Raw genomic sequence first — 26996 nt, forward strand, 5'->3', positions numbered from 1 at the left:
TATTAGAATTTAATACCATCTAGCATAAAGTCGAATTCATCTACAAGAATGTTATCCGCTTGCCATAATGCATGAATAAAAGCCTGAAATCCATCCGTTTTGCGCCTAAACTCATCTTTTTTCAGATATTCTTTGTTGCCGTCTTTTTTGATGTGGACGTAGACGTTGTTGGTATACCAACGCATTAATGGATTATCTCCAAAAATAATACGATTGTTTGCGAATAATGTTTCAACTCTTGGTGCTAATAAAGAATGAATCGCTTTTGGATTACGAATATATAACAATATGAAACCTTCAGCTTCAAGTGCCGTTTTAACAAGATCCAGACGGAATGTATCAGCTACTATTGTGTTACATCCGTATATCTCACGCATGTTTACAAACCAATCTACAATGTGAGAGATAGGAATAACCGGTTCATCCACAATAGTTAGTAAACCATTTTCAGCCCATTCGTAAATAGGTGCCTTTAATTTCACCTTGTCCAAGAATCCTTTACGTACAAATGAATGACCTTTCCAAATATAATCCTCACCATGTTTAAACAATAACCCGACTGATGCGAAGTCTTTGATGCTGGCGAAGTCGAGACCGCCTACAGCTACTTTGTACTTTAAATCTGGAACTTCTCTCCGTGTTTCTCCATCTTCTTCAAAACCAGTACGCATGATTTCTTCCCATGAAGCTACAGACTTTGTTAGATCTACTTCCGGTATATTCATCCTCTTAGTCATGAAATTTTCTCTGTTAGACGGATCGTTTTCTAGATTTTTATACTGACGCATAACTTTCTTAAACAATCCTCTAGCATATTGACTCATTGGCTTACTAAACATCGGGTTTGCTTTTTCCCACATATCGGGATTGTCTACTTCTTCAGGATTATCCAACTTACAAATAAAAGGAAATAATCTATCCTCTTTTTCTTTTCTTTTCAGGATGTTCATAGCTCGCTCTTTCATTTTGTCAAGATAACCTTCACGAACAAATCCGTCTGTGGTAATAAAAAATTCCCTAGAGTTAGGAACTTTACCTAATCCACTAGAGAATACCTCTACAACATCGCTATTTTCATACCTGTGTATCTCATCATAAATCACACATCCATCTCTTAATGAGTCCTTACTTCCTGCATTCGATGTATGAAATTCAAAAGTCGAACGAGTCGCTTTATTCGTAATTAATTGTTTCGTTGATACAAACAGCTCATCTAATATTTCATGCTTTTTATTCTTTTCATACACATCTATAAAAGAAGTCTTAGCTTGCCTTTCTGTATTCGCAACTACCGATACGTTATAATGCTCCATACCATGTAATTCACTAATAAAGAAGTGTGTCAAAGCACTAATCAAGCCGTTTTTACCGGCATCCCTTGCCATCATCCAAAAATGCTGATCAAAATAAACATCCTCATATTCATCAAACAAAAACACAAATGCGATTAAAAATTTTTGAAAAGAATGTAATGTAAAATGCCATTTTTCTATGAAAATTATACATTTATCAATTAAATCCATATCAAAATATAAATCGTCACGGGTTAGTATATCTTGTTTCAGATAATTAATAAGCATGATGCGCTCTTTATTTAATACTACTGATCCTGTCTCATATCGTTCTATATATTCACTTACACACTTATGATGAATCATATCAAATCACTTGCCGAATACTTCTTACTTTCTTTCTTATTATTTTCTTCTGGTAGCAAGTCCGTTAGTTGTTTCATCACCCTTTGATAGGATTGATCACGGGTATTGTATAACCGGGCAACAGGTCGTTCTCTTTCATACGGCTCTGTTTTATCAGATTGTGAGAACAATTCGTAATCACCATTCTCAGATATATCGATCCACATCTCATTCAATAACACTCGTAATCTTGCTGCCTGAATAATTAACCCTTCCACCACTTTTAACTTACTAGGTGGGATGTCTTTAAATAGTCTTTTTAAACGATTTTTTTCTTTGTTAACTAGCATCTCACGCTCATCAATGTCCGCCATACTATCACCTCGATTCAATCATATTTCCATACTGGGTAGGGGTCCTATGCGATAGAGCTCAAAAATCTGGAAAAACGACCCCCTCCCCGGTGCCCGGTTCCCCGAAAAAGATTGAAATATTTTAAAGGGGGGGATTGTTTCTGAATCAGTTTCACCACTTTTCATCGTTTTCCCATGTATTCGGCTTCTTTTCGAAAAATCTTCCATGTTCTTTGTTATGGCAATCCACACAGACTGTTTCGAGATTATCTATTTCTAATGCAAGTTCTGGATGATGTTCTAATTCTTTTATATGATGGACAACGAGTTGAATCTTCTTACGCTTTGCACTCTCACTGTATTCATTCGTGTCTGTTTGAACGCGACCATTACGCTTGCACTCTTGGCATTCATAGTTGTCTCGCTTCTTTACTTGTTCTCTTAATTGTTTCCACACACCACTATCATAGAACTTACGCTTCTGTTGTTTGGTTTTATACTCTTTCATCACTTGTTTGCCTTTCATTTTGTCTTTTACCAAGGATATTTTTGTACATTTATTTTTATATTCCTCATGCTATAGTGAAAGTATCTTAACCATATCTGATATATCCTACAGGTTATATTAGGCCCTTTCTGTTTCTTTATTTGCGCAGTTGCTTGTCGTCCACAGATGATGATGCAACTGTGCCTTTTTTAATTACTCCTTCAGCAACTCATCCCTTGTTTTGTCAAGCAAACTACTCATCGCTTCTCTGTTTTGCTTTGGCGTTGTATTATCTTGCATCTCATTAAAGATTAGAATTGCATTTTCTAATTTCTGTTTATCGATACATTCGTTTACAAAGTCTTGCTCTAACATTGAAATGAATGTACCAATTGCAACCGCTTGTTCTTGTTTATCTAGTTTCATTTATCTCACTCCCTTTAATTACGCGACCTTGAATCGAATCAGCTGTATGTTCGACAATAGATTTTGCTACAACTCTTCCATCTAATGAAATCCCAACTTTACAATCCACCCCTACTGATTTACTATCGTTAATCTTTTTAATTGCTACAGATTCTTTGACCATTTCTCTAACATGAGTTATGTCCGCTTTCGTTGCTAATCCCTTTTCTAACGTATTTACTCTTCTTTCTAGTCCTTCAATCGTTTGTTGTAGTCCAGTGACTCGGATTCTTAATTCAACAATTCCAACTTTCATGTTGTTGGTTTTATTCCCCATCTTCATACTGCTCCTAAAGTAAAAAGTAGACTTCGGCTGCTTAATCACAACTTGACGAACTATCAAATGAACCTCCTGCATCATACGATGAATAGGATGAACAGAAGGATGAATAACTACCACTATCATCGTTTCCATAATCCGAACTGGAGTGAATTGCACTTGATGTCGTCGTATGGTGAATCAACCAATCATTTGTTGTACCCTCACTATTTCTTTTTGCTTGTTCTTGTTTCAATTTCTTATTCTATTCCTTCCTTTTCTTTCTTTCGAAAAACATATCTTTTCGCCTCCTTAAAATAAGAAAAGCACCCATTATGGATGCTTTCGCAACATTCCCTATATAGTTCGACTCGGTCTACGCGCTCGTACAGAAGTTACTTGTTGTACAGAAACGATATGTTCTGGATTGATTACAATATCATCAAAACGTATCAACCCTACCCTAAAATTTCCATCTGGAGCAACCACTTTGTCTAAAAAACTCTCCAACTTCATATGTAAGATATGCGTTTTCCCATTTACCAAGCTCACATGTGTGGCAAATATTTTTTCCATACGATCACCATCCTCTCCCTATTGATATTGTGTTCCAACAGATATTATCACTGCTTGCTATAAATAAACAAGACCACGATACCATCTAGAACCGTGGTCGTATATATAATTCCCCTTGGTCTGTTCGTCCTGTCGCGGGTTCCTACCGCCCATGCCCGTTCTTCGGTAACGTTTTGATAATGGGGCCCACTCACATCACTTCACATGATGGTGGATACGCTATCCCCACAGCCTCCTGTCTTCCAAACAGTAACTGTAAGAATATCGTACCTCCGATCCCAACTTAAAAAGGTACCCGATTTAGTGCCCCAAACAGTACCCCAAAAGTTCCATTATTTTTTATATCATCTCTACTGCCGTTGCGAAATTCAAAATCCCTGACTTTCGTTTCCGATAAAACTTACCGCGCTTCATCCCTAATACTGTATAAATATAATCATCGTTTAGCTCTGTCGCACTCATATACTTCATTTCCAATATTCGTTGTTCGTCTTGATCTAACGCATGTTCAAACGCACGATGTAATTGCCTGTACTTCAGTTCATGGATATCTATTTTTCGTACTTCCGGAAATAAGAGTTCTGCACCTCTCTCCATCCGTTCTCGCTGATTCTGAAAACGAACGCGTAACACCTTATACTTCTTTAATTCTCCTATCACAAAAGGGCGTATTTCTTTTTCATCGATATAGGTAAAAAAAGATAATTTATTCATGCATTATCCTCCCGAATAAAAATCCAAATCCTGTTCATACTGTTACTAAACTCTTACACAGTCTTTTTTTCGATTTCAAATAATCGATTAACCAATATTTTCTTTTCCATACGCAGCAAATGAATCCTTTATGTATAGAAAAGGAGCGTATCTAAAATGAAACAAGTCGGACAACCTATACAAAACGAGAAACAAATAGAAGTGATTCAACATATCCTTTTACAGTCCTCAAAACGTGATGCGCTACTATTCCTATTCGCCATCCATTCCTGCTTAAAAGTAAGTGAACTCTTACAATTACAAGTTAGTGATGTACTGGATGAAAACAGAAATATTCGCCATTCCATCTTATTTTATAACGAACAAATAAAGATACATAAATGGTTCACTGTAAACGAAACCTTACACCTTGCAATCAAACAGTATATATATGAGCGTAAGGGTTTGACATACGAGGAGCCCTTATTCAAATCGCAAAAGGGGCTAAAAACCATTACCAGACAACATGCATGGTATGTGTTAGATAGAGCTGCAAGAGCAGCTGGATTAGAGGGAATCAGCTCGCATACGCTTCAAAAAACTTGGGGATATCGCGCATACAAAGCTGGTGTGGATATCGCATTATTACAACACTTCTTTGACCATAGTAGTCCCGCAACAACTTTAAAATATATCGGTCTCACGCGAAATAACAGCTAATTCTTCCTAGCTGTTATTTCTTAATTATCATCCACTATGAACGGAATCCTCTCTTACTCATTTGATCACGTAAGTTTGATGCCGGTACGCCCAAATATTGCGCTATTTTGGGATAACTAAACCCCTGCTCTCTGAATTTCAGTGCTTGTTGACACCATTCTTCCCATTTTTTCCGACTTTGTTCTTGTATTTCAATTTGCGTTTTTCCTTTCCACATCCCCCTTTTTTTCAATTGCTCACGTAAAGTACTGCTTGGACAACCAAGCTTCTTGGTTATCATGGTGGTCCCAAATCCCTGCTCATATAGCTGGGCAGCTTGTCTACAAATTTCATCCCACTCTTCTCTAGGTCTTCGCCCCACATTCTCTGTAAATAATTCTCTTGCTAATTCTTTCAGTTCCAACCCGATTGCACAGTGCTGCATACATTCTTTCAATGGCTTCATTTGATAGTCACACGTTTGACAATGTTGGTCCTGTATATCTAGAATACGAATGCGAATTTGCTTTTCCTTCTCCTTCATGCTGTACACCTCGCTGACTTTTCACCATTTTATAACACCTGTACGGTTCCTTACTATCACCAGTTTTAACCTTTTCGTAGCAATCATCCTATTTATTCCTTTTTTAACTATAATTTCTTAAATTACATATATTATGTTACCTCTTTACTTTTCGAATCAGTATTTGTTCATGACTCACACATAACAATATGGATGTAAGTTTTCAAAACAGGCACTCTGGCACAAGTACTCGTTTTATTTTTGTGTATAAAAATAAGAAGCTAACTCATACTATACGTAAGCCTCCAACGGCGATGTACCTTCGATTACAAGTATCCATTTACTTTTCTCCTTTCAAACAGCTAACAAAAGTTAGCTGTTTAATTTTGTATACCTTTCACATAATTGCGGTATACTACACATACATTATGATTCATTTGTCAGCTCATATAGGAACTCTCTCATAGGGAGTTCCTCTTTTTTGTTCTCATCTCCATTTTTAATATAACAGTCTTTTCGCTTATTTTAACGAACTATCCTTCGGCCGATACCTATGCCATTCAAAAAAGATTCAAACGTGAATTCACCCTATTGTATGAGGTCGTTTTTCTACAGTATAAAATTCATACCGCCTCCTTATCCATTTCTGGAATAATTCCACGTTTCGTTAACATGTCATGGATAAACAACCTACCTTTTTGTGTCCAGCGTGTATTCATTTTTACAGATTTGCTACCATCCGAATGTGTCACATCAATTGTTTGCGATTTCGTATACCCTTTATTTTGATGTTTGGCATACAGTAGCCATTGATTGTTTACTTTATACTGTACTTTTTCATCTTTTAAGATTTTATTTAATCGTACTGCGGATAACCCATAATCAGCTGCAATTTGTGATACTGTGACGGTATCTTTTGACTGAAGAATTTGATCGAGGTATGTAATCTTAGATACATGCTCTGCAACTTGTTGTGTCAACATGAGATTTTTTTGTTCTGCCACTTGCCTTGCCTGTTGTTCTTGTTTCAGTTGGGACGCGAGACCAATCAGTAAATCTGGATCTTGTAGTAAGGCGTTAATCGTATGCGGTGTCATATAGGCACCATGTTTTCGAATGGTTGGAAGTACTTCTTCAAATACCCATTTTTCAAACTGTTCCGCTTGAGGGAGCTTGGATTTCACAATTAGACGATATAAGTTCGGTTCATTGATAAATCTCTTTTCAACGGTTTGATTTTTCTCTTCAATAACCACTGGGCAAATCGCCCACCCGTCCTCTTTTGTATGTTGTTTTACTGCTTTGTGTGGATCCACATATCCAAGAATTTTTGCAACATCTGTCGCAGGAAAATACTCTTTCCCCTCCATAATCAGAACCTCTAAATTTCCGAACAAATTATGTGAAAATGGTTGCATTTGCGTCATTTCTCATTTCCCCTTTTCTCCAAAATGAATTTTCATTTTATTTCAGTCACATCTTTTAAAGACAAGCATATGGTATAATAACAATTGAAATTCCTTAAGATTTCCTTCTCAAGGCGTTTACTTAGAGCGCATTTACGAATGTGCTCTATTTATATAATGAATTATCACACAAAAATTTTGTTTTATATTTGCACGTATACCCAAAACATACATATGATATGATTGTAATCACCTTTTTTAATATGAGTCTTGGTCATAAAGCATCTCAACGCAGATGCTCTTTTATTTTTTATTCCCTTCTGCCCATTTATCATCATCCTTTCACATAACGCTTTCGTTCGCTTCAAAGAAATTTACTATTATTTAAAAAAAGCAAACATTTATTCAATGTTTTTTCCGAATACTCATGTTATTATGTGATCGCTGGCGTTCACCATCCCAAGAACTCAGCCCCCTGTACTTTCTATTGAGGTGAAAGTACGGGGTTTATTTATACATTTAGCCTTCAATTACTTCTGTGTATTTGTGCAAAATTCAAATATGATTACAGTTTTTCTGCATCTTTCCACATAAGAATCGGTACCAACAATAGAGAGAGTATGAGGACCCCACATACCATATCGTCTACAATTCCTTGCTTAGGTACGAATTCTGTGAAATACGTATACACCACATACCCCAATGGGATATAGGATACAACAGCTATCGTTCTGATAAAAACTTTCATATAAATCATCTCTCATTACTTTTATTTGATATTTAAAGGTGATCCTATTACATGATTTCTTTTGCTGCACCAAACTCCGTAGCCCTTTTCCGAATGCGTTTTAATATCCGACTAACCTGTACCTGACTTTTCCCCACTCCATTCCCAATTTCCTGCTGTGTTTTATGTTCCGCATGCATATCCCACACGATTAATTCTGACTGCTGCAGTGTTTGGTAAAACGATTGAAGCACCAATTGATTCTCTACCTGCTCAGTCTCTTCAAGGGCTTGTGTATCTTCCAACATGTCCTCTAATACAATTTCGTCATCACTACCACCCGTTGATGTGTGCATCACATCCTGCAGAGACTTTGTATGGGGTTGATATCGTAATGCTTCATTCACTTCTTGAACAGATGCTTTGAGTTGTTTACAAATCGTCTCTCCATCTTCTTCCATCAATCCTTGCCTCATCATTTTCCCTCTTAGTACATACAAGCCTCTTGGCACCTTTATCTTGTGACTATTCATCATAAACTTTCCAACTTCTCCATGAATTTTTGGTATCGCGTACGTGGAGAACTGATAACCGAGCTCATGATTAAAATCCCTTCTCGCTTTTATGAGACCAATCATCCCGTACTGCACTAAATCCTCCATCTCCAAACCTGTATTCGCTTTAACTATTTCTAACATGCCCTTATATCTCTTCCAGATAAAGTGATGTACCAAATCTTCATACTTACTCATAAACTCCTCATCTGGCATCGCTCTCACATCTTCAATCGCTTTCATCATGCCTGTTTCTCCTTTTCCGCTTACTTGACTTCTTCGGCACCTGATTCGGCCCTTGCCATAACCCTTGCTTTCTCCATCTATTTTTCACTTTCCCAACGTAGGATGGACTTCGCTCAAACATGATACTCATTTCTTTATCTGGAATCCCCTGGTCATTGAGTTCTCTCACACATGCTGGTGTCAATCCATCCGGCATATTTCCAGGCTTCCCTCCACGACTTCTCGGTTCTGTATCAAAATATCTACCCAACTGGCGTAATGCTTGACCAGTCGGGCAATTCGCGCAAATGTTGATACTAAAGCTCGCCTCATCTGAGCGATTGTAATAACACCGCCTACATTTCTGTTCGATGATATCGCCAATCTGATAGGTAAGCTGGATTCGTTCTTCTTTGTTGAGTTTCATATTCCTCACCTACAATACGGCTTTCAATGCGATACCTAATGCTTGTGCTCTTGCTTGACATTCCAGGCGGTGCTTCCGTTCCATTTCAGCTGTTTCCTCTGCCACGCCGATTCTAATTTGAGTTTTTCGTAGTTCAGCTTCGACTTCCCATTTTTTTTCGCTTAACTGATTGCATTCATTTAACAATGTGATGTATTCTTCCTCACGATCTTGAAGTTGTTGCTTTACCCTTTCCAGTTCAGTTCTTAATTCCATTTGAGGAGATACACAAACATCCTCATCAGACTTTTCCTCTCTCTTTCTAACTACTTTTATCCCTATATCTAACGATTTTTTACTCTTTGATTTTCCTTCACGTTTCCTCGTGCTCCCTTTTTTCTCTCGGCGTTTTGCGACGTTATGATACAGCGTACTTTCACTCACACCCAATCGATCTGCGATTTTTGCCCAAGATAATTTCTGTTCCCGTAACTTCTCCGCCTTCTCACATAATACATCCCAATTTCTCTCTTCAGCCATCTGCTCTGCCATGGTTTCATTTCTCCCTTCCAGTAAAGTGTCGCCTAATTGTTTCAATTTCTTCCCAATCCTACAGTTATCCGTACACCAAGAAGTCTTGCGATTCCCTGACTTCCTGTATGCCGGCACTTTTTCACATCCCCCGCAGTTCTCATCTTGTAGATCTAATACTTGAATCCGAACGGATTTCTTATCAAGCTTCATCGAAATGCTTGTCCTCATCCGCTATTTCGAACTCTTCCGAGACTTGATTCTCAGTTTCCTGATTCCCTTCTTGTTGCACTTCAAGGGCTTCCTCCGGTTTCTCTTCCCCCTTTGTCTCCTCTGTTGGTTCTGGCTGCTGTTCTTTCCACTCATTCCACTTGATAGCTAATGGCGCGATACGCTTACGATATTCATCGATTACTTCGATAATTTGTCCTGAGGACATGCTCAGTTCATTTGCCAATTTCAAGTACGATTCACCCTCTAGACGACGTTTCACCATATCCGGAAGTTTATTCGGCATGCCCTCGAAGTTTGGGGCTAACCCACTAATGATAAAAGCATCGATAATCTCCCGGTCCGCTTGTTCTTTTTCTTCACGAGTCTGAATCTTTTCTTCCGACATATCTAGATCCGCTTCTATTTGCTCGAATGTTGGTTTTACCTCTTGTACCATTCCTTTCTCATCGACTTCGTACTGCGTAACCGGTTCATTTGTTTTCGCATTAATTGTGATATTAAAGTTGACTTGCATAGACTCTAGCGAAACAAACACTTTCGCATCAATCATTTCAGACAGAGAATCCAACTTCCCCTGTAGCGAAGAATCTGTTACTTCTAGCACGATTTCCTTCTTCCCGTCTGGTTTTAAGTTCACTTTCTTTAACACTGGTTTGAATTCGATATATGACATTACAATCAGCTCCCTTTATTTTACTTGGTTTCGCTTTTTCACTTTCTTCTCCGCTCGTTGCAACTTGTTGTATTCATCCAATGTGATAAATCCGCCGTATTTCTTCACATACTTCAGCAAAATCAGCTGTAAGTGCGGGTATTTATATTCAAATAACTTTCTTTTTACGTTGAATGTTTCGGTAATCATACCTTTTATGTCTATAACCTCTACCTCGCCATTGGGCAAATACACCAAGAAGTCCGCTATGTATGTAATCGCTTGAAAGCTCTTGTTATGTTTCTTGAATGCTGGTTGTAACTTAAATACGGGCTGCCGTTCAAATCCTTGTATTTCGCCTCTTGCATTACGAATTTTCAAATTTTCGTAATAATTCGCTTCGGCTTTTGAATCGAAAACATGACCGTCCAAATCAACTTTTTTGTTTTTGTATTTACTCAATTCCGCTCACACTTATTTCATAACCAGCTTTTTAAATAGTGCTTCATCCTTCGTGTCGAGTGCATAATCGATGAGTTGGCGCTTGCCGAGATTCTCCATGTATGTAATAGCTTCCTCTACTCTCACATACTCTTCATCAGGTAAATCCGTTTCTCGTGAAGGCTCATCATCTTCCAATACCGCCATGTATAAAGCATGACTGTATTTGCCTTTAAAATTTATTTGAATGTGTATCTTGCTTTCTGTGTCCTGGGCACTAAAATAATGAAACGCTACACCCGAATCATTGGTTTTCCCTGTTGGTCCAAAGAATGTAAAGCCACTTCTCACGGAACATGTTGCCGACATTTCTATGCCATATGAATATTTTTTCGCATTTTCTACAAAGCGAATTCTCTCTTGAAACTTCTCATGTTGCCCTAACCTGTAAAGCAATCGAAATGCGCTATGCTCTTGAGGTTCTAATTGATCCCATACCCAATCAATAAACGCCAATTTCTTCTCAGCCGACACTTTATTCATCCACCTAATTCTCCTTTCACTTCTTAGAATTCAATTTCTTGTTCTTTTTCAAATCTTCTTAACCGATAATTGTTACCGTTCATTTCAATTACTTCCGTTTCGTCATCAAAGATGCGACTAAAAATCCGCTCATTGTAAATCCCATATAAAGCTGTGACTGCATGGTTGGTTGTATAAATGGTGTGCCTTCCAATTCGGCTATCTATAATCTCAAACAATTTCTTTTGGGCCCATTTATGCTTTTTTAACTCTTCTTCATCATCTGGTTCTTTTTCAGCACCAAGATCATCAATAACCAAACAATCCATTTTAGAAAGCATGGTAAGTAGTTCGTCTTCTGTCATTTCACTTTTGCGATTGTATGTAGCCTTCAACTTCGTAAATAATTTTTCTTCTGTGATAAAACATGCACTTACACCACGCCTCATTAATTCCTTTGTCATCGCTACCGCTAAATGACTTTTCCCTGTCCCATAATCGCCAACAAGCATGATGTTTTTCCCGACTTTCTTGTTAAAAGTTCTTACATACTGCTCACATGCTTCTTTTGCCTCTGTAAGCTGTTTACTTGGCGGAACATAATTTTGAAACGTTGCCTTCTTTAACTTTTGATTAATCAAGCTCCCATCTTCAAAATCCTTAAATAACTTGATAATTTTCGCCTTCTCTTGTAATTCTTGCGTTTCTTTTGCTAGTTGCTGATCCTCTTTTTCAACGGTTTGACATTGCGGGCAAAATTCTTTTCCTGTCCCTTTATCAATTAACATACGTTTATTGCATATATCTCTGAAGTCATTTTTCCCAACCAAAAACGTATTTTTACATCGATTCGGTGATAATTTAAATTGATCTGCAGCCTTTCTTCTAGCGTTTTGAGAAATCATATTTTTCGAAGAATGTTTTACTTGCTTCAGCTCTCCCATTCGATATACCACCCTTTCCCGCTCTCTTTTTAGACTGTTTCTGTCGTTTAAATGCTTCCTCAGATGCTATCACATCCGATAGCGTACGTATGTTACTGTTGGCCCACTGTTTTAAAATTCCCTCCGCATAGTTCCATTTCGCTTGTCTTTTCAGAGCTCGTTCCATTGCCGCAATCACAAGTTCTTCACTCGTGTCTCTAATCCAATGGCCTATGCTATCTGCCATGAATGAATTTAAAACACCGAAATTGTTCTCGTAAAAAGCGAAAGCGCTACTATTACTACTTACATTCTCTGTAGTAATCTCTGTAGTAGTCTCTGGTATTGGTCTGGTCAAATTGACCTGTTCGTCGGGGCAATTTGACCTCTTCGTCTGGTCATTTTGGCCTGACGTCAAGTCAATTTGACTTGCAGCCTCCTGTTCGATGTTGTCTAGTACCTCATAATCAATCCGATACCATTTTGTATGATCTATTTTCAGCTTATTATAGTTTCCTACAATAATAATTTTTCGTTCCTGTAACTTCTTCAATGTTCGCTTAATTGTACTTTCTGACCAAAATGGAAATTGGTTTTTCCATTCTTCATATGTGTTGTATATCCACCCAAAACCATCTTTTACGTTGTTACTTTTTTCTAACCAATAATGCAGTTGCTGAAGGATAATAGCTTCATTTAATCCAATTACTGTAGCAAGTTTCGGTAAAACAACTAATGGTTCATCCTCTAACAACAACCTACTCATGTCTATTCCCCCTCCTGCAAATTGCTAGGTAACTCCCCTTTTCCTTGACCACTTTTTCAATTCGATAATTTGGATACCCAGTCTGTATATATCTTGTAATAGAACGCTTTCGTTCTTCTTTGGATTGCGCTCTCTCCCATAATTTACGAGAGAGGAGCACCTTTGATTTACTCATCCTTCAATCGGGAATTCTTGTTGTCCAGCATCTTCTGTTATTACCTGTTCTCCTTCGATTGGATCCACTTCAATAAACTCTGGTTCTTCTGTAATATCTTTTCGCACCACTTCATCTTGCTGGGCTTGTGTCTGAACTTCAATACTAATCGGTAAGTATTTAAACATGTAACGAACCACGGTTTTCTTTGCCATTTCTTCATAGTCGCTACTCCAAGGGCTATAGCTAGAATTAGCGGAAGCGGAACGTTTCCGACGTTTCTCAATTTCACTTTTCGGCATAAACTCCATTTGATACCCGCCATCTTTAAAATGAGCAACTGCATACGCTCCAATAAACGCGCCACGATCTCCATATGATGGCTTATGCTCCAATTTTGGATGTAACCCCAACTCATATTCGAATTCGTCATTTTCATGTACAGCATGGGCATACATACTTTGAATATGACCAGACCGTCTTGCGAGGTCAATCATCCCCTTATACCCAATGATAAATGTCGCTTCACGCTTATACGGTAAGATGTAACAGTGTCCTAGTAATCCTGGTTCCAATCCTAGCTGTACGGCTTGCATCACAGCCCCCATAAGAGAAGGAACTGCACATTCGAGAAGCTTTGGATTCGTTCGAATTGTTGTTAAAGCAATGCGACTCATACGGTTCATATCCATATGCTTAGGTAATACTTCTGCCATTCTTGGCGCCATTTTCTTCATGTATGCTTCTACTGTTTGTTCCGGTGTAACTGGCGCACTTTCTTTTCGATTTGTTAACTGATTTTTCAACTTTTCATTTGTAGCCATATCTAATCCACTCCCTATTTTTTATTTCACTGAAAACTTTCTTGATATAGTTTCGTTTGTATATTCTTTATGTAAATCAGGATGTTCTGTTTTGAATCGTTTGCTATCAAAACGATTACTTGTATAGGACTTCCATTTGATGGTGTAATTCTCTGTTGTCCCTTTCTCATGAGAACCTAATTTCGCTTTCAACTTGTTCTCATACTCTGCCTTTTGTTCTTTTAACACGCTGATTTCTCTTTCTACTTGCTCTCTCGCTTCAATAAGTAGCTCTTCTTGCTTTCCTAGACTGATAGAACTATCCTCAATAGATTCTGGATACATTTGCTTGAGTAGCTGCGTAGATGCCTCTGAACCGTCAAACATAGGTGGCTCGTCCTTTTCGACGTGATTCCGCCAAAAGTCCCGTTCCATATTGATAAGATACTGGATTATATCCCCATCCCGTTCGATCTTTTTGTACACGAATTTGTTGCCACCAATTAATACGGCAATCCACCATGCTTCATAGCCTGTCACAGCCATATAGTGCTGACACTGAAGAAGATAAGCGACCGGTATTTCTTCACCTTCCCATTCTTTTTTCAAATATTCTGAAGCTGTTTTACATTCAAGACCCACTCGTTCTCCTACAATGAGCCTGTCCACATTCGCAAGCATCCAAGGATACTCTGAGTGCTGCAAAATAGCATTTCGACGTTGTACCTTTAGTCCCGTACGTTTAGCAAACTCCTGTGCGACCACCTCTTCAAGCACGTTTCCAAAATAAGCAGACTCACTTTGTATGTCTTCTTGTTCAATAGCTTGCGTTTTCTCAAGAAACACCTGTACTTGCGACTTCCATTTACTTAAGCCAGCAATGGCTGCCACATCTGAACCACCTAGTCCTTGCTTACGTACTTCTAACCAAGCCTTACGATCCATATGTAATGTATTTGCCAATACCTTTGCCTGCATGTTTCTTTCACTCGCCTTCTGTGGTATACTGACTTCACCTTAAATTTTATTGAGAACTCATTCCCGTGAGTTCTTTTTTTATTCTCCTGCCACAAACCGTGTGCCATGTCTCTCTAAAAACTTCTCATTACATTTCTCGCAAATAAGGTTCCCTTCAAATTCGTAATACGTCATGCCGAAATACAACTCACCGTCACAATCACTACAATAGTGTTCGAAGTCTTGTCTAGAGGAATCGTGCGGATTACCTGTAACGCTTTGATTTTCTAGCATTCAACTAACCTCCTCAGAAAGCGTAATATAATGCACCCTCTCCACAACATCGGCATTCACACCTACACTTCTCAAACGATGAACAATTCCTTTTATGTGCGTACGTTCCTCGTCATACTTCTCTTTCACACGATACAGCTCTGCCAATTCCCTTCGGGCTAACCTGGCTTCTTTGATCCAGATACAAAATTGATAGGGATTCTTTTTTTGTAGTGCATCAACTTGTTGTTGTTCGCAATGCTGTAAGAATTCATCGAGTATTTGTTTCTTTTGTAAGTCCCTTTTTAAAACTGATTTTGTCATATTGGTTTCCCTCTCTTCTTTACATGCAATAGCAATCATTTGGACACATTTACCAGTGCTCTTCATAACTAATTCGTGTTATATTACAAATTAATAAAATACTTTGACACCCAATCAATCTGTATTTTATTGGTTTACATTGACACCACCATTCTTATTACCCATAACCATTTGGTGTCAGAAAGCCCTTTATAGGGCTTTTTTATTTCTCAAACAGCTCGTCCACTGTTGTTTTGAAATATTTCGCTAGTTTTTGCGCTTCTTTTAGGGTGAAGTCACTTTTTCCGTGTTCCTTAGCAAAATATGTTCTCGGTGCAATATGAATTAAATTTGCCGCTTTCTCTTGTGTCATGCGTCGTTCTTTTCTGGCTATGTATAGGTTTTTGTGCATGGTATCGCTCCTTATAACATATCGATTTGTGAAATCCACTTAATTACAATTTTTTCACAATCAAACATAAGTTTCATCGACTGCAACATCAATCCCAAATTTTTTTTGTTGCTCCTGAAATATCAATGATGGGTCTTTTCCTAGAGCATCCGCAATTTTCACAGCGGTATCATAATAAATACGCATTTCCCAATTAATTATCTTATAGCAATGAGATTTAGAAACACCAATTATTTGAGCTAATTCGTGATATTTTAAGCCCGAAGCCTTAAATGCTTTTTGAAGTTCTGTTTGTTTTAATTTATTTCTCATAAAAACTCCCCTTTATGATGCTTATAAATACATTATAAGTTTCAACCAATGCAACTTCAAGTCTTTTTTCACAAAAAATTCAATCAATGCAACTTTTCTCTTTTTAAGTTTCTTATTAAGAAACCTTATGGTAAAATGAACATTAACAAAGATTACTGAAAGGGAGCCATTTTATGCACATGAAAGATCGTCTTAAACAAATTCGTATAGATAACAAAATGAGTCAAGAACAATTCGGAAAAGAAGTTGATTTAACAAAAGGTACTGTTTCAAAATTTGAAAGTGGAAAAGCTTTTCCTAGTAGAGAAACCATCGAAAAAATAATCAAACGTTTTCAAGTTCCAGCCGATTATATTTATGGAAGCATTGAAAAAGATTTCACTATACAAAATGACAAATTAGAAAAATTCCAAGAAATCATGGAATGGTTGGCACCCCTGCCTAAAGAAAAAGAGGAAATGGCTTTAGAACAGATGTTAGCAATTGCTCAAGCCTTGAATAAACATCATAATAAAATAGAAAAGTAGCCCCCCTTATGATAAGGGATGGCTATTTTTTTTGATCTCAGCTATGTATTCTTCTAATTTTTCAGGCTCAAATTCTACAACTGTATCTAAAAAAAACTGAATGATTTCTTCTTTTTCCATCTCGCATCCCCCTAATTCCATTCCACTCATATTTAGATTCATAAAAAATCTCCCCTTTAAAAATTGTTAAATTATAGGTGACCCATTTTTGGAATATACCCCTTTGAAATGGGTCACCCCTAAAAGCACGAAAAGTCACTACTAAGTAGTGACTTTTTTAAAATTCTATTTAGCTAGTTCCCGGATCGTTAAACATATATTTTATTTCTATTTGTTTCTGTTGAATTGCTTGATGTTCAAAACTACTTATATTTCCTCCCCACAGACCTATAACCCCCAAAACTGTTAATATTGCCACTATCTTCATTTTCATGTCAACACAACCCCTTCCCTATTAAGAATTATTTTATACATTCGTCCATAAAAACTCAACCCCATTAATTCAAAATCCAATAGTGCCTGTTTAATCCCCTCAATATCATTAATACACATCGAATATGCAATACGCGAAAAAGGAGTATGCCCGGCATCTTTTAACTTTTCAAAGATGGAAATTGCATATTCTCGATCACCAAAGCGATATTCAAATGTAGCTCGCTCAGTTGGATGAAGTATAGATACATCAATCTTATCAATATTTATATTATTGTATATTCGTACGTGAGCTAAAGTAGTTTGGACTGCTAAATATTTTTGAGATTGCTGAGATACTTTAATTTCCTTTAACATTTCTCCTGACCGTACCAAAAGTGCCTCAGCTTTTATTGGATCCTCTATCTGAAAACTTTCTGCCAAACATGAAACCCCAGTCATTCGAATCATCGGAACGTCTATGTCTGAATCTATAATTTTATTAGCTATTTTTCTACACTCTTCCAACTCGATTCTCCACAAATGCATAAATGCAATACGCTCATCTGCAAATATGCGAAGATAATCCCTTATTCGCCCTTTTTTAATTAGTTTAAGACTTAATTCAACTTCATCAACATATTGAATAATCGCATTATTATTCGGTTTATCTGCTAAAGCTAGCATATATAAAATATTGACCATTACTTGCACATGTGGATTTGCAGAAAAACGTGTGCTCCTAATTTCCTCATACAGAGCTTGTCCTCTCAATTCATTATTGTTACGCTTATTGAATAATTTGTAAATTGTAAAGAATATTGATAAATTCGAATTGTCCCCATGCTTTTCAATTAATTTGTTCATGGAGTCGTATTCCGCTTGCACTTGGAAATATATCAACCCAATTTCTAAGTGGGACGGTAGAGTACAAGCAAGGAAATATTTCTTTGTAATCTCTCGTTTTTTCTCCGGGTTATCATATAAAAAGTTCGTCGCTTTAAAAAATGTTTCCACATCCATTTCACTTTCGCAACTTATGCCTCTACGGAATGTTTCACGACTCACTTTAAGCTTTATAGCGAATTGCCTTCGAGAAAACCCAGCTGATTCAATTCTTGTCAATAATTCATTCATGACTTTTTCCATAATGTTCCCCCTCACTTCTCCTAAAACAATAAAAATTCACCATCCTATTTTCTCAACCTCTAAACTGCACTACGAATGATGAATGTCTGTTAAACTAAGAAGGAACTCGTATGATGCAAGTGTTTTTCCTAAGGTAGCTTTAGGATGAACGATGCGAGAGGCTTTGTTGGGTGTACCTCTTGCACACGCTCTGCGAGTTTTTATGTTTTTGTTTATTTTGTTTTTTACGATTATTCCGTCTATTAATCCGACAGAAACCCATATACTGTATACAGAGTTAATTTTAGCACGGGCTCATACTCCATTCCACCCCAAAACTTATTTCTCAATATAACTTCTAAGAAAAATGTTGAAAATATTTGAATGCAGTTTCACATATTTTATATTCGTAATGAACATTGGTTCATTTCCCATTATATTCCACTAGAATCAATGTAGAAACCAGCCATTTTTTAATAATTACACCCAGCCAATTTGAAAATACATTACAATATCATAAGAAGCAAATGTCGAACTTTCTCAATATGTGTCACGTCATTATTATGGTAATATGATTTTATCCTTACTTTATGTATCATCCTGATTGGTTTCCCTAACCAATCTCCCCACTAATCTTAGTGGGGGATTTTTATTTTTTGAGTATTTTCAAATTTAAATATGCTATACTGTTTTAAACGGCAATTTTATTTTCATGTAGGTAATATGTTATTAAAATTAAAGTGGTTAAAGTCGAAGAAAGGCGCTCAATTTATATTGAGCGTCTTTTCTTTTGGTAACAAACAAGTTATAATCGACTCAATAAATCGAATTATCAATCTTTAGATATACAGGAGGAGTTCCTATGGTGATCTACAAAGATAAAGAACGAGGAACATATTTCTTCGTTGTCAGAGTCCGTCAGTTTGACGGTACACAGAAGCAAGTAAAACGTCGTGGATTTAAAACTAAAAAGGAAGCACGTGAAGCGGAAGCTAAAATGTTAGTTGAAAAAGAAACGAACTCGAGCTTAACGTTCGCTCAAGTTGCGGATAGTTATTTTGATTGGTATTCTCAGAGGAGGAAAAAGTCTTCGACCCTAACAATTCAAAATGTTATTTATAATCACCTAATGCCAGAGTTCAAGAAAATAAAAATCGATTATATTACAGCTAAGCATGTAATGATTTATCAAAATAAAATTATTAATAATTATTCTGCCGAGTTTTTAAAGAAAATTCACACCACACTTTCTGCTATATTTAACTTTACAATAAAATTTCATGGCTTAACTCATAATCCCGCACGTATAGCAGGCAATTTTGAAAAAGAATCAAATAAACGTATGAATTTTTGGGAATTCGCAGAGTTCAAACAGTTTATTGCAGTTGTGGACGATCCGATGTATAAAGCATTCTTTTCAACACTTTACTACAGCGGGGCTAGAAAGGGCGAACTTTTAGCACTAACTTGGGAAGATATCAATTTTGAAGAAAAAACAATTAATATTAATAAAACAGACTTTAATAGGCTAATTACACAACCAAAAACAAAAGCGTCTAATCGAATTATTATGTTACCGACCCTTATCATCAGATTATTGAAGAACTTAAGAGAACATGCTACATTAACAGCACCAGTAAAAGATGATTATGTGGTTTTCGGTACATTCCATACTAGTCTTGCTACAAGCACACTGCAGCAAAATTTCAAAAAATATATAAACATAGCTCAGGTTAAAAATATTGTGTTGCATGAATTCAGGCATTCTCATGCATCTTATCTAATTGACAAAGGCGTCAGTCCACTTGTAGTAGCCCAACGCCTAGGTCATTCAGATGTAGCAACAACTCTAAATACTTATAGCCACTTATACCCATCAAAACAAGCGGAAGCAGTTGCGTTTATGGAGGATGATTTGATATAATTGGTCCCAAATCGTTACCGCAAATACATACACCCTTGATATAACTCATTCCGCACAAACAAATGAAGTCCATGCTAAAAACGTGAACGCTTGCGTATTTCATCTTCTCATCGTTCTCCCCCTCGTTAGCTGTACACCTATTATAGATAAATATATTTATCACAATGGGTTTTTATGTAAAATCACTTTTCTATTTATTAATCTATCACAAAAAATTTCTATTTTGAAGGTATTTTTCTTTCTAATCTGAAAAAACAGTTAAAAACATTGACATTTATTTCAATTCCACATAAAATAAAAAACAAATATTACGAACCTCGAAATATACGGGAGTGGAAATAATTGTTGCAATATGAACATTTTTTAGACTTACTGCTAGATAACGCCAAGAAACTTTTCTATCCTGAAGAATGGGTAAGCCTTGATTTAACACTTTCCAAGACAGAAGTATTTTGTTTACTTTGGATGGAGCGAAATACGGATATTACAATGACAAAAATTGCTGATCTTCTTGATATACCGATGAGTACAACAACGGGCGTTGTAAATCGCCTTGTAAAAAAGGGATATATTGAACGCTACCGGAATGAAAGCGATCGACGTATTGTATTAATTCGTTTAACAGAAAACGGCGTAATGCTCGTTCAAGAAGTAAAACAAAATGCGGCCCATTACTTTAGCCTAGTGACAGACGCATTGTCAGAAGAAGAAAAAGCATTCTTACTACAAATATTCCAAAAGATCATGAATCACATTGCTACGTCACAGCAAAAAACAGAAGAAAAGGTTTCTACACCTAAAATGAAAAACATTCCGATTGAATAAGACCCTAGTTGGGTTTTTATTCAATTAAATATTTCGACACTCGTAATATTCGACATTCGAAACAAAGGGGATATTAATGATGAGAATTATTCTGTATACAGGTAAAGGCGGCGTAGGAAAAACTAGCATTTCAGCAGCAACAGCAATCCAAAGTGCAAAACAAGGATTAAAAACCTTAGTAATGAGCACAGATCCTGCTCATAGTTTAGGGGATTCATTTGGCATAAAACTATCTTCTGAGCCACTAGAAATTCGCGAAAACTTGTGGGCACAAGAAATTAACACTATTTATGAAATGGAAAAAGGCTGGGGGAAATTGCAGAAATATATTACACTACTCTTCACTTCCAAAGCAGCCGATGATATTACAACAGAAGAATTAACGATGTTCCCTGGTATGGAAGATTTAATTAGCTTACTTCGAGTACTCGATTACTATAAACACAACACTTACGACGTCATCATTATTGATTGCGCACCGACTGGAGAAACTTTAGCAATGCTTAGCTTTCCAGACATGCTCGGCTGGTGGATGGAAAAACTCTTTCCTATTAAAAGGAAGATTTTAAAAGTTGTTCGTCCTGTAGCTCAACCACTTCTTGGTGTCCCCCTTCCAACCGATGATATTATGGATGAATTAACAAATACACTTGAACAGCTTGGAGAAATGAGAGATATTTTATCAAACCGAGAAGTAACGAGTATTCGCGTTGTTGTAAATCCTGAAAAAATGGTCATTAAAGAAGCTCAGCGCAGCTTTACGTATTTAAACTTATACGATTATAACGTAGATGCCATTATGATTAACCGCGTCATCCCTAACACTGTTACCGACCCTTACTTTCAGGCATGGAAAGATACACAAAAGAAATATAAGGCGTTAATTAAAGATAGTTTTCAGCCACTTCCTATTTACGAAGCTCCCATGTTTGAACAAGAAGTTGTTGGTTTACCTATGTTAGAGCGTGTAGGGAATGCTTTATTCAAATCAGACCCTTCTCCTACTGAAGTGAAATTTAATGGCCGCACACAATATGTAAAAAAAGATGGCGATGAGTATATTTTCGTTCTGTCCATTCCCTTCTCAAACAAAAGTGAACTTTCATTAAATCAAAAAGGTGATGAACTTATTATTCGAGCCGGCTCTATGAAGCGAAATATCACCTTACCAAAAACATTAACACACCTTTCTATTCAAGGAGCTAAGTTTGAAGATGATGTACTAAACATTCGGTTTGGAGGTGTAGTACATGCATGATGAATTACTAAGAAAGGTAATTCGTACAAAAATAAAAATCGGTATGCGTATATTAGAAGAGCTACCGAATCCGATTCAGCAATCAGCTAAGCACGCACTAAATATTTTGCAAGAGGAGCTCTCCTCTTATGCTGAAGAACAACCGCAACCTGAGAGTAATTTAAAAAGCATCATAATTGAATAACTATACCCTTGTAGAAAGCCTTTTCTTATAGGCTTTCTATCCCTTTATTGGAGCTGATATAAGTTGATAAACACATCTTCAACAAGACATTTCACCACTAATATAATCTGGCTAATCCCCCTTCTATTCTTTTTTCATAACCTTGAAGAAGCTTTCCAAATGCCACAATATATCGCTAATCGATTTTCGATCCATTTTATAACTAACAAACAATTTTTCATTGCAATTTCCATATTAACAACCTTCGTCTTACTCATAGTCATTCTATATCAATTAAGCATCATATCTTCTATTTACTTGATCATTTTTATACAGGGCTGTATCTTCTTTAACGCCGTTCAACATATTATCTTGTATTTCATTTATCGTTCTTATAATCCAGGAGTAATCTCAGCATCTATCATTATCCTATTTTCTCTTTTCTTATTTTCATCAAAGAAACTATTAATCCCTAAAAAGAAATTAGCAAGTACACTCATTTTTAGTTTAATCTCTTACCCAATCATAATTTGGATTTCCTTATTATTAGCCAGCTGCTTTAATTAAAAAAAGACCAGGAAAACTCCTGGTCCATCACTCTACTTAACAAACATTGGATTCTATGTTATACAAAATTGGAAGGTACAGAATTAGGGTTTTGTTTGTTAAGTAGATTATATGTTGAACGAGCTAACAGCGGAGGGGTTCCTACTGCTAGTCCGTTAAACTCAACATTATTTTGCGATTTTTGCAAGCTCATCAAGTGAAAGATCTACTGAAATTGAACCATCATTCGTTTCTTTCTTAATTGCATCTGTTACTTCTTTTGAATGATACAATTCAATTACTTTTTTCAGCGTTGGATCATCTTTGTCTTTCGTACGAGCTGCGAAAATATTAATATAGGCCTTTGCATTTTCATTCTTTGGATCTTCTAAGAAAATAGGATCCTTCGCTGGATCTAATCCAGCTTGACCAGCAACACCGTTATTAATAACTGAAGCTGCTACATCTTTTAATACACGAGGTGTTTGCTGTGCGATAACCGGTGTGATTTTTAACTTCTTCGGATTTTCAGCGATACCGCTTGGATCCCCAAATAGACCAAAATCTTTCTTAAGCTTTAATAATCCAGCTGCATCAAGAAGTTTTAATGCACGTGCTTGGTTCGTTGGATCATTCGGAATAGCAATTTCCGAACCATCTGGGATTTCATTTGCTTTCTTATATTTTTCAGAGTATAAGCCCATCGGTGCAATTTGCGTTGTACCAACAGCTGTAATATCTAACTTATGCTCCTTTTTAAATTGCTCTAAGAAAGCGATGTGCTGGAATGAGTTTAGTTCAATATCTCCATCAGCTAACGCTTTGTTGGGTGTTGTGTAATCAGAGAACTCAACCAGTTTAATTTTAATCCCTTCTTTTTCAGCTTTTTTCTTTAAAATTTCCCAAACGTCTCCATCTGTTCCAGTTACACCGACGCGAACTACTTTCTCTTTCGCTCCTGCACCTGTGTCTCCACCTGAGCAGCCGCTTAACGCTGTAATTCCTACGATCGCTGATAATGCAAATGCTAAAATTTTCTTCATTTTTTTTCCCCTCTTCCTTTTTATGATCTGCGTAAAAAAACTTTCGCAAAGTAGTTCCCTAAATTTTGAGCTACCTGTACAAGAATAATAAGTAAAACGACCGTTACAAACATAACTGACGTATCAAAGCGTTGATAACCATATGTCATTGCTAAGTCACCAAGACCGCCACCACCGACAAGCCCAGCAACTGCAGAAAATTCAATTAAACCAACCGTCATAAACGTGACACCTAAGATCAATGGTGCTAAAGCTTCTGGTACGAGGATTTCAAAAACAATTCTAAGTGGTGAAGCGCCCATTGCTTGTGCTGCTTCAATTACCCCTTTCGGAACGGAAACAAGATTTGTTTCAACCATTCTAGCAATACCAATTGATGCAACTAACGTCATTGGGAAGATTGCTGCAGCCGTTCCAATCGTCGTTCCAATAACACTTCTTGTTAGTGGGCTTAAAGCTACTAAAAAGATAATGAATGGAACCGGACGAATTGTATTAATTATGATATTAAGAATAGAAAAGACCCATTTATTTTCTAAAAAATTTCCTTTTCTCGTTACGTACAATAGTAAACCTAGAGGTATACCAAGAATTGTAGCGAATATAAGGGTTACAATTACCATTAAAAGGGTATCCCCCGTCGCATCTAATATGCGAGGCCAAAATATACTCCAATCAACTCGCATGAGCTTCTACCTCCTTCAGCTGCACTTGCAGTCTTAGATGTTGTAATGCTTTTTGAATTTCTTTCTGTTCACCTTGTAGCTCTACAAGAAGATTTCCAAATAGCACATTTTGGAGTTCAATAATATTTCCATAAAGAACATTTACATCGACGTTATAGTTTTTCGCAATATATGATAGTACAGGCTGCCCTGTCTCTTCCCCAGTAAAAGTCAGGCGATAAATCTGACCTCCGTTTTGAATTTTCGCTAGAACACTTTCTGGTAAGTGATCATTAATAACAGAGCGTACAAAATTTTGAGTGGTCTTTGTTTTTGGTTGTGTGAAAACGTCAAACAGTTTTCCTTCTTCAATTACTTTTCCTTTTTCCATAACGGCTACACGGTGACAAATCTCTTTCACAACGTGCATTTCATGTGTAATAAGTAGAATCGTTAAATTGTACTCTCTATTTACCTTCTTTAATAAATTTAAGATTTCTGTCGTTGTTTCCGGATCTAAAGCTGATGTTGCCTCATCACATATGAGAATATCCGGTGATGTCGCAAGTGCTCTTGCAATCCCAACACGCTGCTTTTGCCCACCTGATAACTGTTCTGGATAATAGTTCGCTTTATCTTCTAAACCAACAAATTTTAGTAGTTCATTCACTCTTTCTTTTATCTCATTCTTCGGCAATTTCGCTAACCTTAATGGATAAGCAATGTTCCCAAACACCGTTCTTGAATTAAATAGATTAAAACTTTGGAAAATCATCCCAATTCTTTGTCTTAGTTTCCGTAATTCTTTCGCCGATAATGATGTAATATCTTTATCATCTATTGAAATTGTTCCTGCAGTTGGTCTTTCTAACATATTTACTAAACGTAATAACGTACTCTTTCCAGCACCACTAAATCCGATAATGCCAAAAATTTCGCCCTTTTCAACTGACAGCGTTACATCCTCAACCGCATGAACAGATTGCCCACCTGATTCATATACTTTACTTACATTGTTAAAAGAAATCATTTTCTTCCCTCCTATATGCTGTAAAAACTTGAAGTAGAGCTTTCGAGGTAAAATAAAAAGTGCTCTCCTTCTTATCAGTAATAAAAGATAAGAAGGAGAGCACTTTTATATGTACTCATTCACATCTTCTCATCTTCCAAGCCTTTATAGGCTTGCTGGAGTTAGCACGGTATTAAAAAACCCGTTGCTGAGGTATCGTAGGGCCAGTCCCTCCACCTCTCTGGATAAGAGTGTATCGATTTAATTGTCGTTTAATTAAGTCTTATTATAGAACTCAGAATAATGAGAGTCAATACAATTTTTAGAAAAAACATTAATTATTTCTCTATTTAAATTTTTAAATAAGAAGTAACAATACAATAGTGATTTTTAAAGTTATGTAAAATCCTTCTCACTCATACTTTTAAAAAGGAGAATCTTCTCTACTCATTGAATAACATTATTTGAATATGAAATCGGAGGAAGATAGATATATGAAAACAGCTCTTTTGCTCGTCGACATTCAAAATGATTATTTTCCAAGTGGAATGATGGAATTACGTAATCCAGTAGAAGCAAGTGAATATGCTAGTCAGCTACTACAACATTTTAGAATAAGAAACGAACCTATTTTTCATATCCAACATGTAGCTATAAAAGATAGCGCTACTTTTTTCCTACCCAATACAGAAGGTGTCCATATTCACGAAAATGTCCGTCCACTTAGAGAGGAAACCGTTATCCTTAAACATTATCCAAATAGCTTCCGAGAAACTGATCTTCTAGAACAATTACAACGTTCAGGAATTGAGCACGTCGTAATATGCGGGATGATGACCCATATGTGTATTGATGCTACAGTAAGAGCTGCTTTTGATTTTGGCCTTCACTGTACCGTAATACACGATGCTTGTGCTACAAAAGATCTTTCATTTAAGAATGCTACTATACCAGCTGTTTATATTCATAATACAATTTTGGCGAGTTTAAATGGAGTATACGCAAATATAATGAGTACAGAAGAGTTTTTAGCGCCCTAAAAAAAACACTCCTTTCAGTTAGCAAAGCCGAAAGGAGTGTTCTCTTGTCTAACCATAGATTTTCTTTCAAATTGTATTATACAGGAAATCCTCAAAATGAATACTAAAAAATATGACTAATAAGTCAATTTTTCTCGTTGTTTTGTTTCTATTTACATGTTTAT

General features: G+C 36.6%; 38 protein-coding genes and 1 riboswitch. Of the genes, 8 read left to right on the forward strand and 30 right to left on the reverse strand.

From position 1 onward, the window contains the following. Positions 1-2: 2 nt before the first annotated feature. The 8 genes from I6L50_RS03110 to I6L50_RS03145 form a co-directional block, all read right to left on the reverse strand. Complete coding sequence (locus I6L50_RS03110; protein ID WP_219300496.1) at positions 3-1658, reverse strand: terminase TerL endonuclease subunit; 1656 nt, start codon at positions 1656-1658, stop codon at positions 3-5. Next, the gene (locus I6L50_RS03115; RefSeq protein ID WP_219300498.1) at positions 1655-2011 is read right to left on the reverse strand and encodes a hypothetical protein; all 357 of its coding nucleotides are present in this window, start codon (positions 2009-2011) and stop codon (positions 1655-1657) included. Before I6L50_RS03115 ends, I6L50_RS03110 begins: the two co-directional genes overlap by 4 nt. A 151-nt stretch (positions 2012-2162) precedes the next feature. Next, positions 2163-2498 carry an HNH endonuclease gene (locus I6L50_RS03120; RefSeq protein ID WP_219301284.1) on the reverse strand — a complete coding sequence of 112 codons (336 nt, stop codon included), beginning with the start codon at positions 2496-2498 and terminating at the stop codon, positions 2163-2165. Between the two features lie 192 nt (positions 2499-2690). Beyond that, the gene (locus I6L50_RS03125) at positions 2691-2903 is read right to left on the reverse strand and encodes a hypothetical protein (protein WP_219300500.1); all 213 of its coding nucleotides are present in this window, start codon (positions 2901-2903) and stop codon (positions 2691-2693) included. Then, a complete protein-coding gene (locus I6L50_RS03130; RefSeq protein ID WP_219301285.1) occupies positions 2890-3219 on the reverse strand; it encodes a hypothetical protein in 330 nt (109 codons plus the stop codon). The genes I6L50_RS03125 and I6L50_RS03130 overlap by 14 nt, the downstream gene beginning before the upstream one ends. Before the next feature lie 40 nt (positions 3220-3259). Then, positions 3260-3457 (reverse strand): hypothetical protein, encoded by a 198-nt coding sequence (locus tag I6L50_RS03135; protein WP_257475351.1) that lies wholly within the window; start codon positions 3455-3457, stop codon positions 3260-3262. Positions 3458-3558: 101 nt separating this feature from the next. Beyond that, positions 3559-3777, reverse strand: coding sequence for a hypothetical protein (locus tag I6L50_RS03140; protein ID WP_219300502.1), 219 nt, complete (start codon positions 3775-3777; stop codon positions 3559-3561). A gap of 339 nt (positions 3778-4116) precedes the next feature. After that, positions 4117-4491, reverse strand: a complete 375-nt coding sequence (locus tag I6L50_RS03145) for an ArpU family phage packaging/lysis transcriptional regulator (RefSeq protein WP_219300504.1) — start codon at positions 4489-4491, stop codon at positions 4117-4119. Positions 4492-4647: 156 nt separating this feature from the next. Between I6L50_RS03145 and I6L50_RS03150 the strand changes: the two genes are divergently transcribed. Further along, complete coding sequence (locus tag I6L50_RS03150) at positions 4648-5190, forward strand: tyrosine-type recombinase/integrase (RefSeq protein ID WP_219300506.1); 543 nt, start codon at positions 4648-4650, stop codon at positions 5188-5190. Positions 5191-5224: 34 nt separating this feature from the next. Here I6L50_RS03150 and I6L50_RS03155 read toward each other — a convergent pair whose 3' ends face one another. The 17 genes from I6L50_RS03155 to I6L50_RS03235 form a co-directional block, all read right to left on the reverse strand. Then, complete coding sequence (locus I6L50_RS03155) at positions 5225-5713, reverse strand: hypothetical protein (RefSeq protein ID WP_219300508.1); 489 nt, start codon at positions 5711-5713, stop codon at positions 5225-5227. A 602-nt stretch (positions 5714-6315) separates the two neighbouring features. Further along, entirely contained in the window at positions 6316-7119 is an 804-nt protein-coding gene (locus I6L50_RS03160) for a phage antirepressor KilAC domain-containing protein (RefSeq protein WP_219300510.1), read from the reverse strand. Between the two features lie 544 nt (positions 7120-7663). After that, positions 7664-7846 carry a hypothetical protein gene (locus I6L50_RS03165; RefSeq protein ID WP_219300512.1) on the reverse strand — a complete coding sequence of 61 codons (183 nt, stop codon included), beginning with the start codon at positions 7844-7846 and terminating at the stop codon, positions 7664-7666. Between the two features lie 47 nt (positions 7847-7893). Further along, entirely contained in the window at positions 7894-8625 is a 732-nt protein-coding gene (locus I6L50_RS03170) for a sigma-70 family RNA polymerase sigma factor (protein ID WP_219300514.1), read from the reverse strand. After that, on the reverse strand, positions 8609-9031 hold the full coding sequence (locus tag I6L50_RS03175; protein ID WP_219300516.1) for a hypothetical protein: 423 nt from the start codon (positions 9029-9031) through the stop codon (positions 8609-8611). Before I6L50_RS03175 ends, I6L50_RS03170 begins: the two co-directional genes overlap by 17 nt. Before the next feature lie 9 nt (positions 9032-9040). Next, positions 9041-9754, reverse strand: coding sequence for a zinc-finger domain-containing protein (locus I6L50_RS03180; RefSeq protein ID WP_219300518.1), 714 nt, complete (start codon positions 9752-9754; stop codon positions 9041-9043). Further along, positions 9744-10448 carry a 2-methylcitrate dehydratase gene (locus tag I6L50_RS03185; RefSeq protein ID WP_219300520.1) on the reverse strand — a complete coding sequence of 235 codons (705 nt, stop codon included), beginning with the start codon at positions 10446-10448 and terminating at the stop codon, positions 9744-9746. Before I6L50_RS03185 ends, I6L50_RS03180 begins: the two co-directional genes overlap by 11 nt. 15 nt (positions 10449-10463) lie before the next feature. Further along, complete coding sequence (locus I6L50_RS03190; protein ID WP_219300522.1) at positions 10464-10889, reverse strand: DUF1064 domain-containing protein; 426 nt, start codon at positions 10887-10889, stop codon at positions 10464-10466. A gap of 12 nt (positions 10890-10901) precedes the next feature. Further along, positions 10902-11411, reverse strand: coding sequence for a YpiB family protein (locus I6L50_RS03195; RefSeq protein WP_219300524.1), 510 nt, complete (start codon positions 11409-11411; stop codon positions 10902-10904). A gap of 23 nt (positions 11412-11434) precedes the next feature. After that, entirely contained in the window at positions 11435-12334 is a 900-nt protein-coding gene (locus I6L50_RS03200; RefSeq protein ID WP_483861632.1) for an ATP-binding protein, read from the reverse strand. Then, positions 12276-13079, reverse strand: coding sequence for a DnaD domain-containing protein (locus I6L50_RS03205; RefSeq protein ID WP_219300526.1), 804 nt, complete (start codon positions 13077-13079; stop codon positions 12276-12278). The genes I6L50_RS03200 and I6L50_RS03205 overlap by 59 nt, the downstream gene beginning before the upstream one ends. Positions 13080-13250: 171 nt before the next feature. Continuing rightward, a complete protein-coding gene (recT, locus tag I6L50_RS03210; protein WP_219300528.1) occupies positions 13251-14057 on the reverse strand; it encodes a recombination protein RecT in 807 nt (268 codons plus the stop codon). A gap of 21 nt (positions 14058-14078) precedes the next feature. Continuing rightward, entirely contained in the window at positions 14079-15014 is a 936-nt protein-coding gene (locus I6L50_RS03215) for a YqaJ viral recombinase family nuclease (protein ID WP_219300530.1), read from the reverse strand. A 78-nt stretch (positions 15015-15092) separates the two neighbouring features. Continuing rightward, complete coding sequence (locus tag I6L50_RS03220) at positions 15093-15287, reverse strand: hypothetical protein (RefSeq protein WP_219300532.1); 195 nt, start codon at positions 15285-15287, stop codon at positions 15093-15095. Continuing rightward, the gene (locus I6L50_RS03225) at positions 15288-15590 is read right to left on the reverse strand and encodes a hypothetical protein (RefSeq protein WP_219300534.1); all 303 of its coding nucleotides are present in this window, start codon (positions 15588-15590) and stop codon (positions 15288-15290) included. Positions 15591-15792: 202 nt separating this feature from the next. Beyond that, positions 15793-15981 (reverse strand): helix-turn-helix transcriptional regulator, encoded by a 189-nt coding sequence (locus tag I6L50_RS03230; RefSeq protein WP_098873007.1) that lies wholly within the window; start codon positions 15979-15981, stop codon positions 15793-15795. A gap of 60 nt (positions 15982-16041) precedes the next feature. Next, positions 16042-16293, reverse strand: coding sequence for a helix-turn-helix domain-containing protein (locus I6L50_RS03235; RefSeq protein WP_219300536.1), 252 nt, complete (start codon positions 16291-16293; stop codon positions 16042-16044). A gap of 173 nt (positions 16294-16466) precedes the next feature. Here I6L50_RS03235 and I6L50_RS03240 point away from each other — a divergent pair, with 173 nt between their 5' ends. Then, entirely contained in the window at positions 16467-16820 is a 354-nt protein-coding gene (locus I6L50_RS03240; RefSeq protein WP_219300538.1) for a helix-turn-helix domain-containing protein, read from the forward strand. Between the two features lie 289 nt (positions 16821-17109). Here the strand turns inward: I6L50_RS03240 and I6L50_RS03245 are convergent, their stop codons facing one another. Further along, on the reverse strand, positions 17110-17253 hold the full coding sequence (locus I6L50_RS03245; RefSeq protein WP_170924937.1) for a hypothetical protein: 144 nt from the start codon (positions 17251-17253) through the stop codon (positions 17110-17112). After that, on the reverse strand, positions 17250-18380 hold the full coding sequence (locus I6L50_RS03250; protein ID WP_219300540.1) for an AimR family lysis-lysogeny pheromone receptor: 1131 nt from the start codon (positions 18378-18380) through the stop codon (positions 17250-17252). Before I6L50_RS03250 ends, I6L50_RS03245 begins: the two co-directional genes overlap by 4 nt. An 841-nt stretch (positions 18381-19221) precedes the next feature. Between I6L50_RS03250 and I6L50_RS03255 the strand changes: the two genes are divergently transcribed. From I6L50_RS03255 to I6L50_RS03275, 5 genes are all read left to right on the forward strand, one after another. Continuing rightward, positions 19222-20283 (forward strand): tyrosine-type recombinase/integrase, encoded by a 1062-nt coding sequence (locus I6L50_RS03255; protein WP_219300542.1) that lies wholly within the window; start codon positions 19222-19224, stop codon positions 20281-20283. 342 nt (positions 20284-20625) lie between these two features. Then, the gene (locus tag I6L50_RS03260; RefSeq protein ID WP_000942491.1) at positions 20626-21108 is read left to right on the forward strand and encodes a MarR family winged helix-turn-helix transcriptional regulator; all 483 of its coding nucleotides are present in this window, start codon (positions 20626-20628) and stop codon (positions 21106-21108) included. A 76-nt stretch (positions 21109-21184) separates the two neighbouring features. After that, a complete protein-coding gene (locus I6L50_RS03265) occupies positions 21185-22366 on the forward strand; it encodes an ArsA family ATPase (protein ID WP_002124897.1) in 1182 nt (393 codons plus the stop codon). Continuing rightward, positions 22359-22550, forward strand: coding sequence for a DUF3926 domain-containing protein (locus tag I6L50_RS03270; protein WP_002091335.1), 192 nt, complete (start codon positions 22359-22361; stop codon positions 22548-22550). Before I6L50_RS03265 ends, I6L50_RS03270 begins: the two co-directional genes overlap by 8 nt. Positions 22551-22613: 63 nt before the next feature. Continuing rightward, positions 22614-23096 carry an HXXEE domain-containing protein gene (locus tag I6L50_RS03275; RefSeq protein ID WP_080001730.1) on the forward strand — a complete coding sequence of 161 codons (483 nt, stop codon included), beginning with the start codon at positions 22614-22616 and terminating at the stop codon, positions 23094-23096. Between the two features lie 167 nt (positions 23097-23263). On the opposite strand, the gene I6L50_RS03280 is transcribed toward I6L50_RS03275, so the two are convergent. From I6L50_RS03280 to I6L50_RS03290, 3 genes are read right to left on the reverse strand one after another with little or no spacing between them, the layout of a single operon-like run. After that, on the reverse strand, positions 23264-24118 hold the full coding sequence (locus I6L50_RS03280) for a MetQ/NlpA family ABC transporter substrate-binding protein (protein ID WP_219300544.1): 855 nt from the start codon (positions 24116-24118) through the stop codon (positions 23264-23266). Between the two features lie 20 nt (positions 24119-24138). Then, positions 24139-24804, reverse strand: coding sequence for a methionine ABC transporter permease (locus I6L50_RS03285; protein WP_002091343.1), 666 nt, complete (start codon positions 24802-24804; stop codon positions 24139-24141). Next, positions 24794-25813 (reverse strand): methionine ABC transporter ATP-binding protein, encoded by a 1020-nt coding sequence (locus I6L50_RS03290; RefSeq protein ID WP_002029486.1) that lies wholly within the window; start codon positions 25811-25813, stop codon positions 24794-24796. Before I6L50_RS03290 ends, I6L50_RS03285 begins: the two co-directional genes overlap by 11 nt. A 126-nt stretch (positions 25814-25939) precedes the next feature. Then, positions 25940-26044, reverse strand: a riboswitch (SAM riboswitch). Between the two features lie 242 nt (positions 26045-26286). On the opposite strand from I6L50_RS03290, the gene I6L50_RS03295 reads away from it, so the two are divergent. Continuing rightward, entirely contained in the window at positions 26287-26832 is a 546-nt protein-coding gene (locus I6L50_RS03295) for a cysteine hydrolase family protein (protein WP_016093464.1), read from the forward strand. Positions 26833-26996 lie beyond the last annotated feature (164 nt).

Source organism: Bacillus sp. FDAARGOS_1420 (assembly GCF_019344915.1).
GTDB classification, from domain to species: domain Bacteria; phylum Bacillota; class Bacilli; order Bacillales; family Bacillaceae_G; genus Bacillus_A; species Bacillus_A mycoides.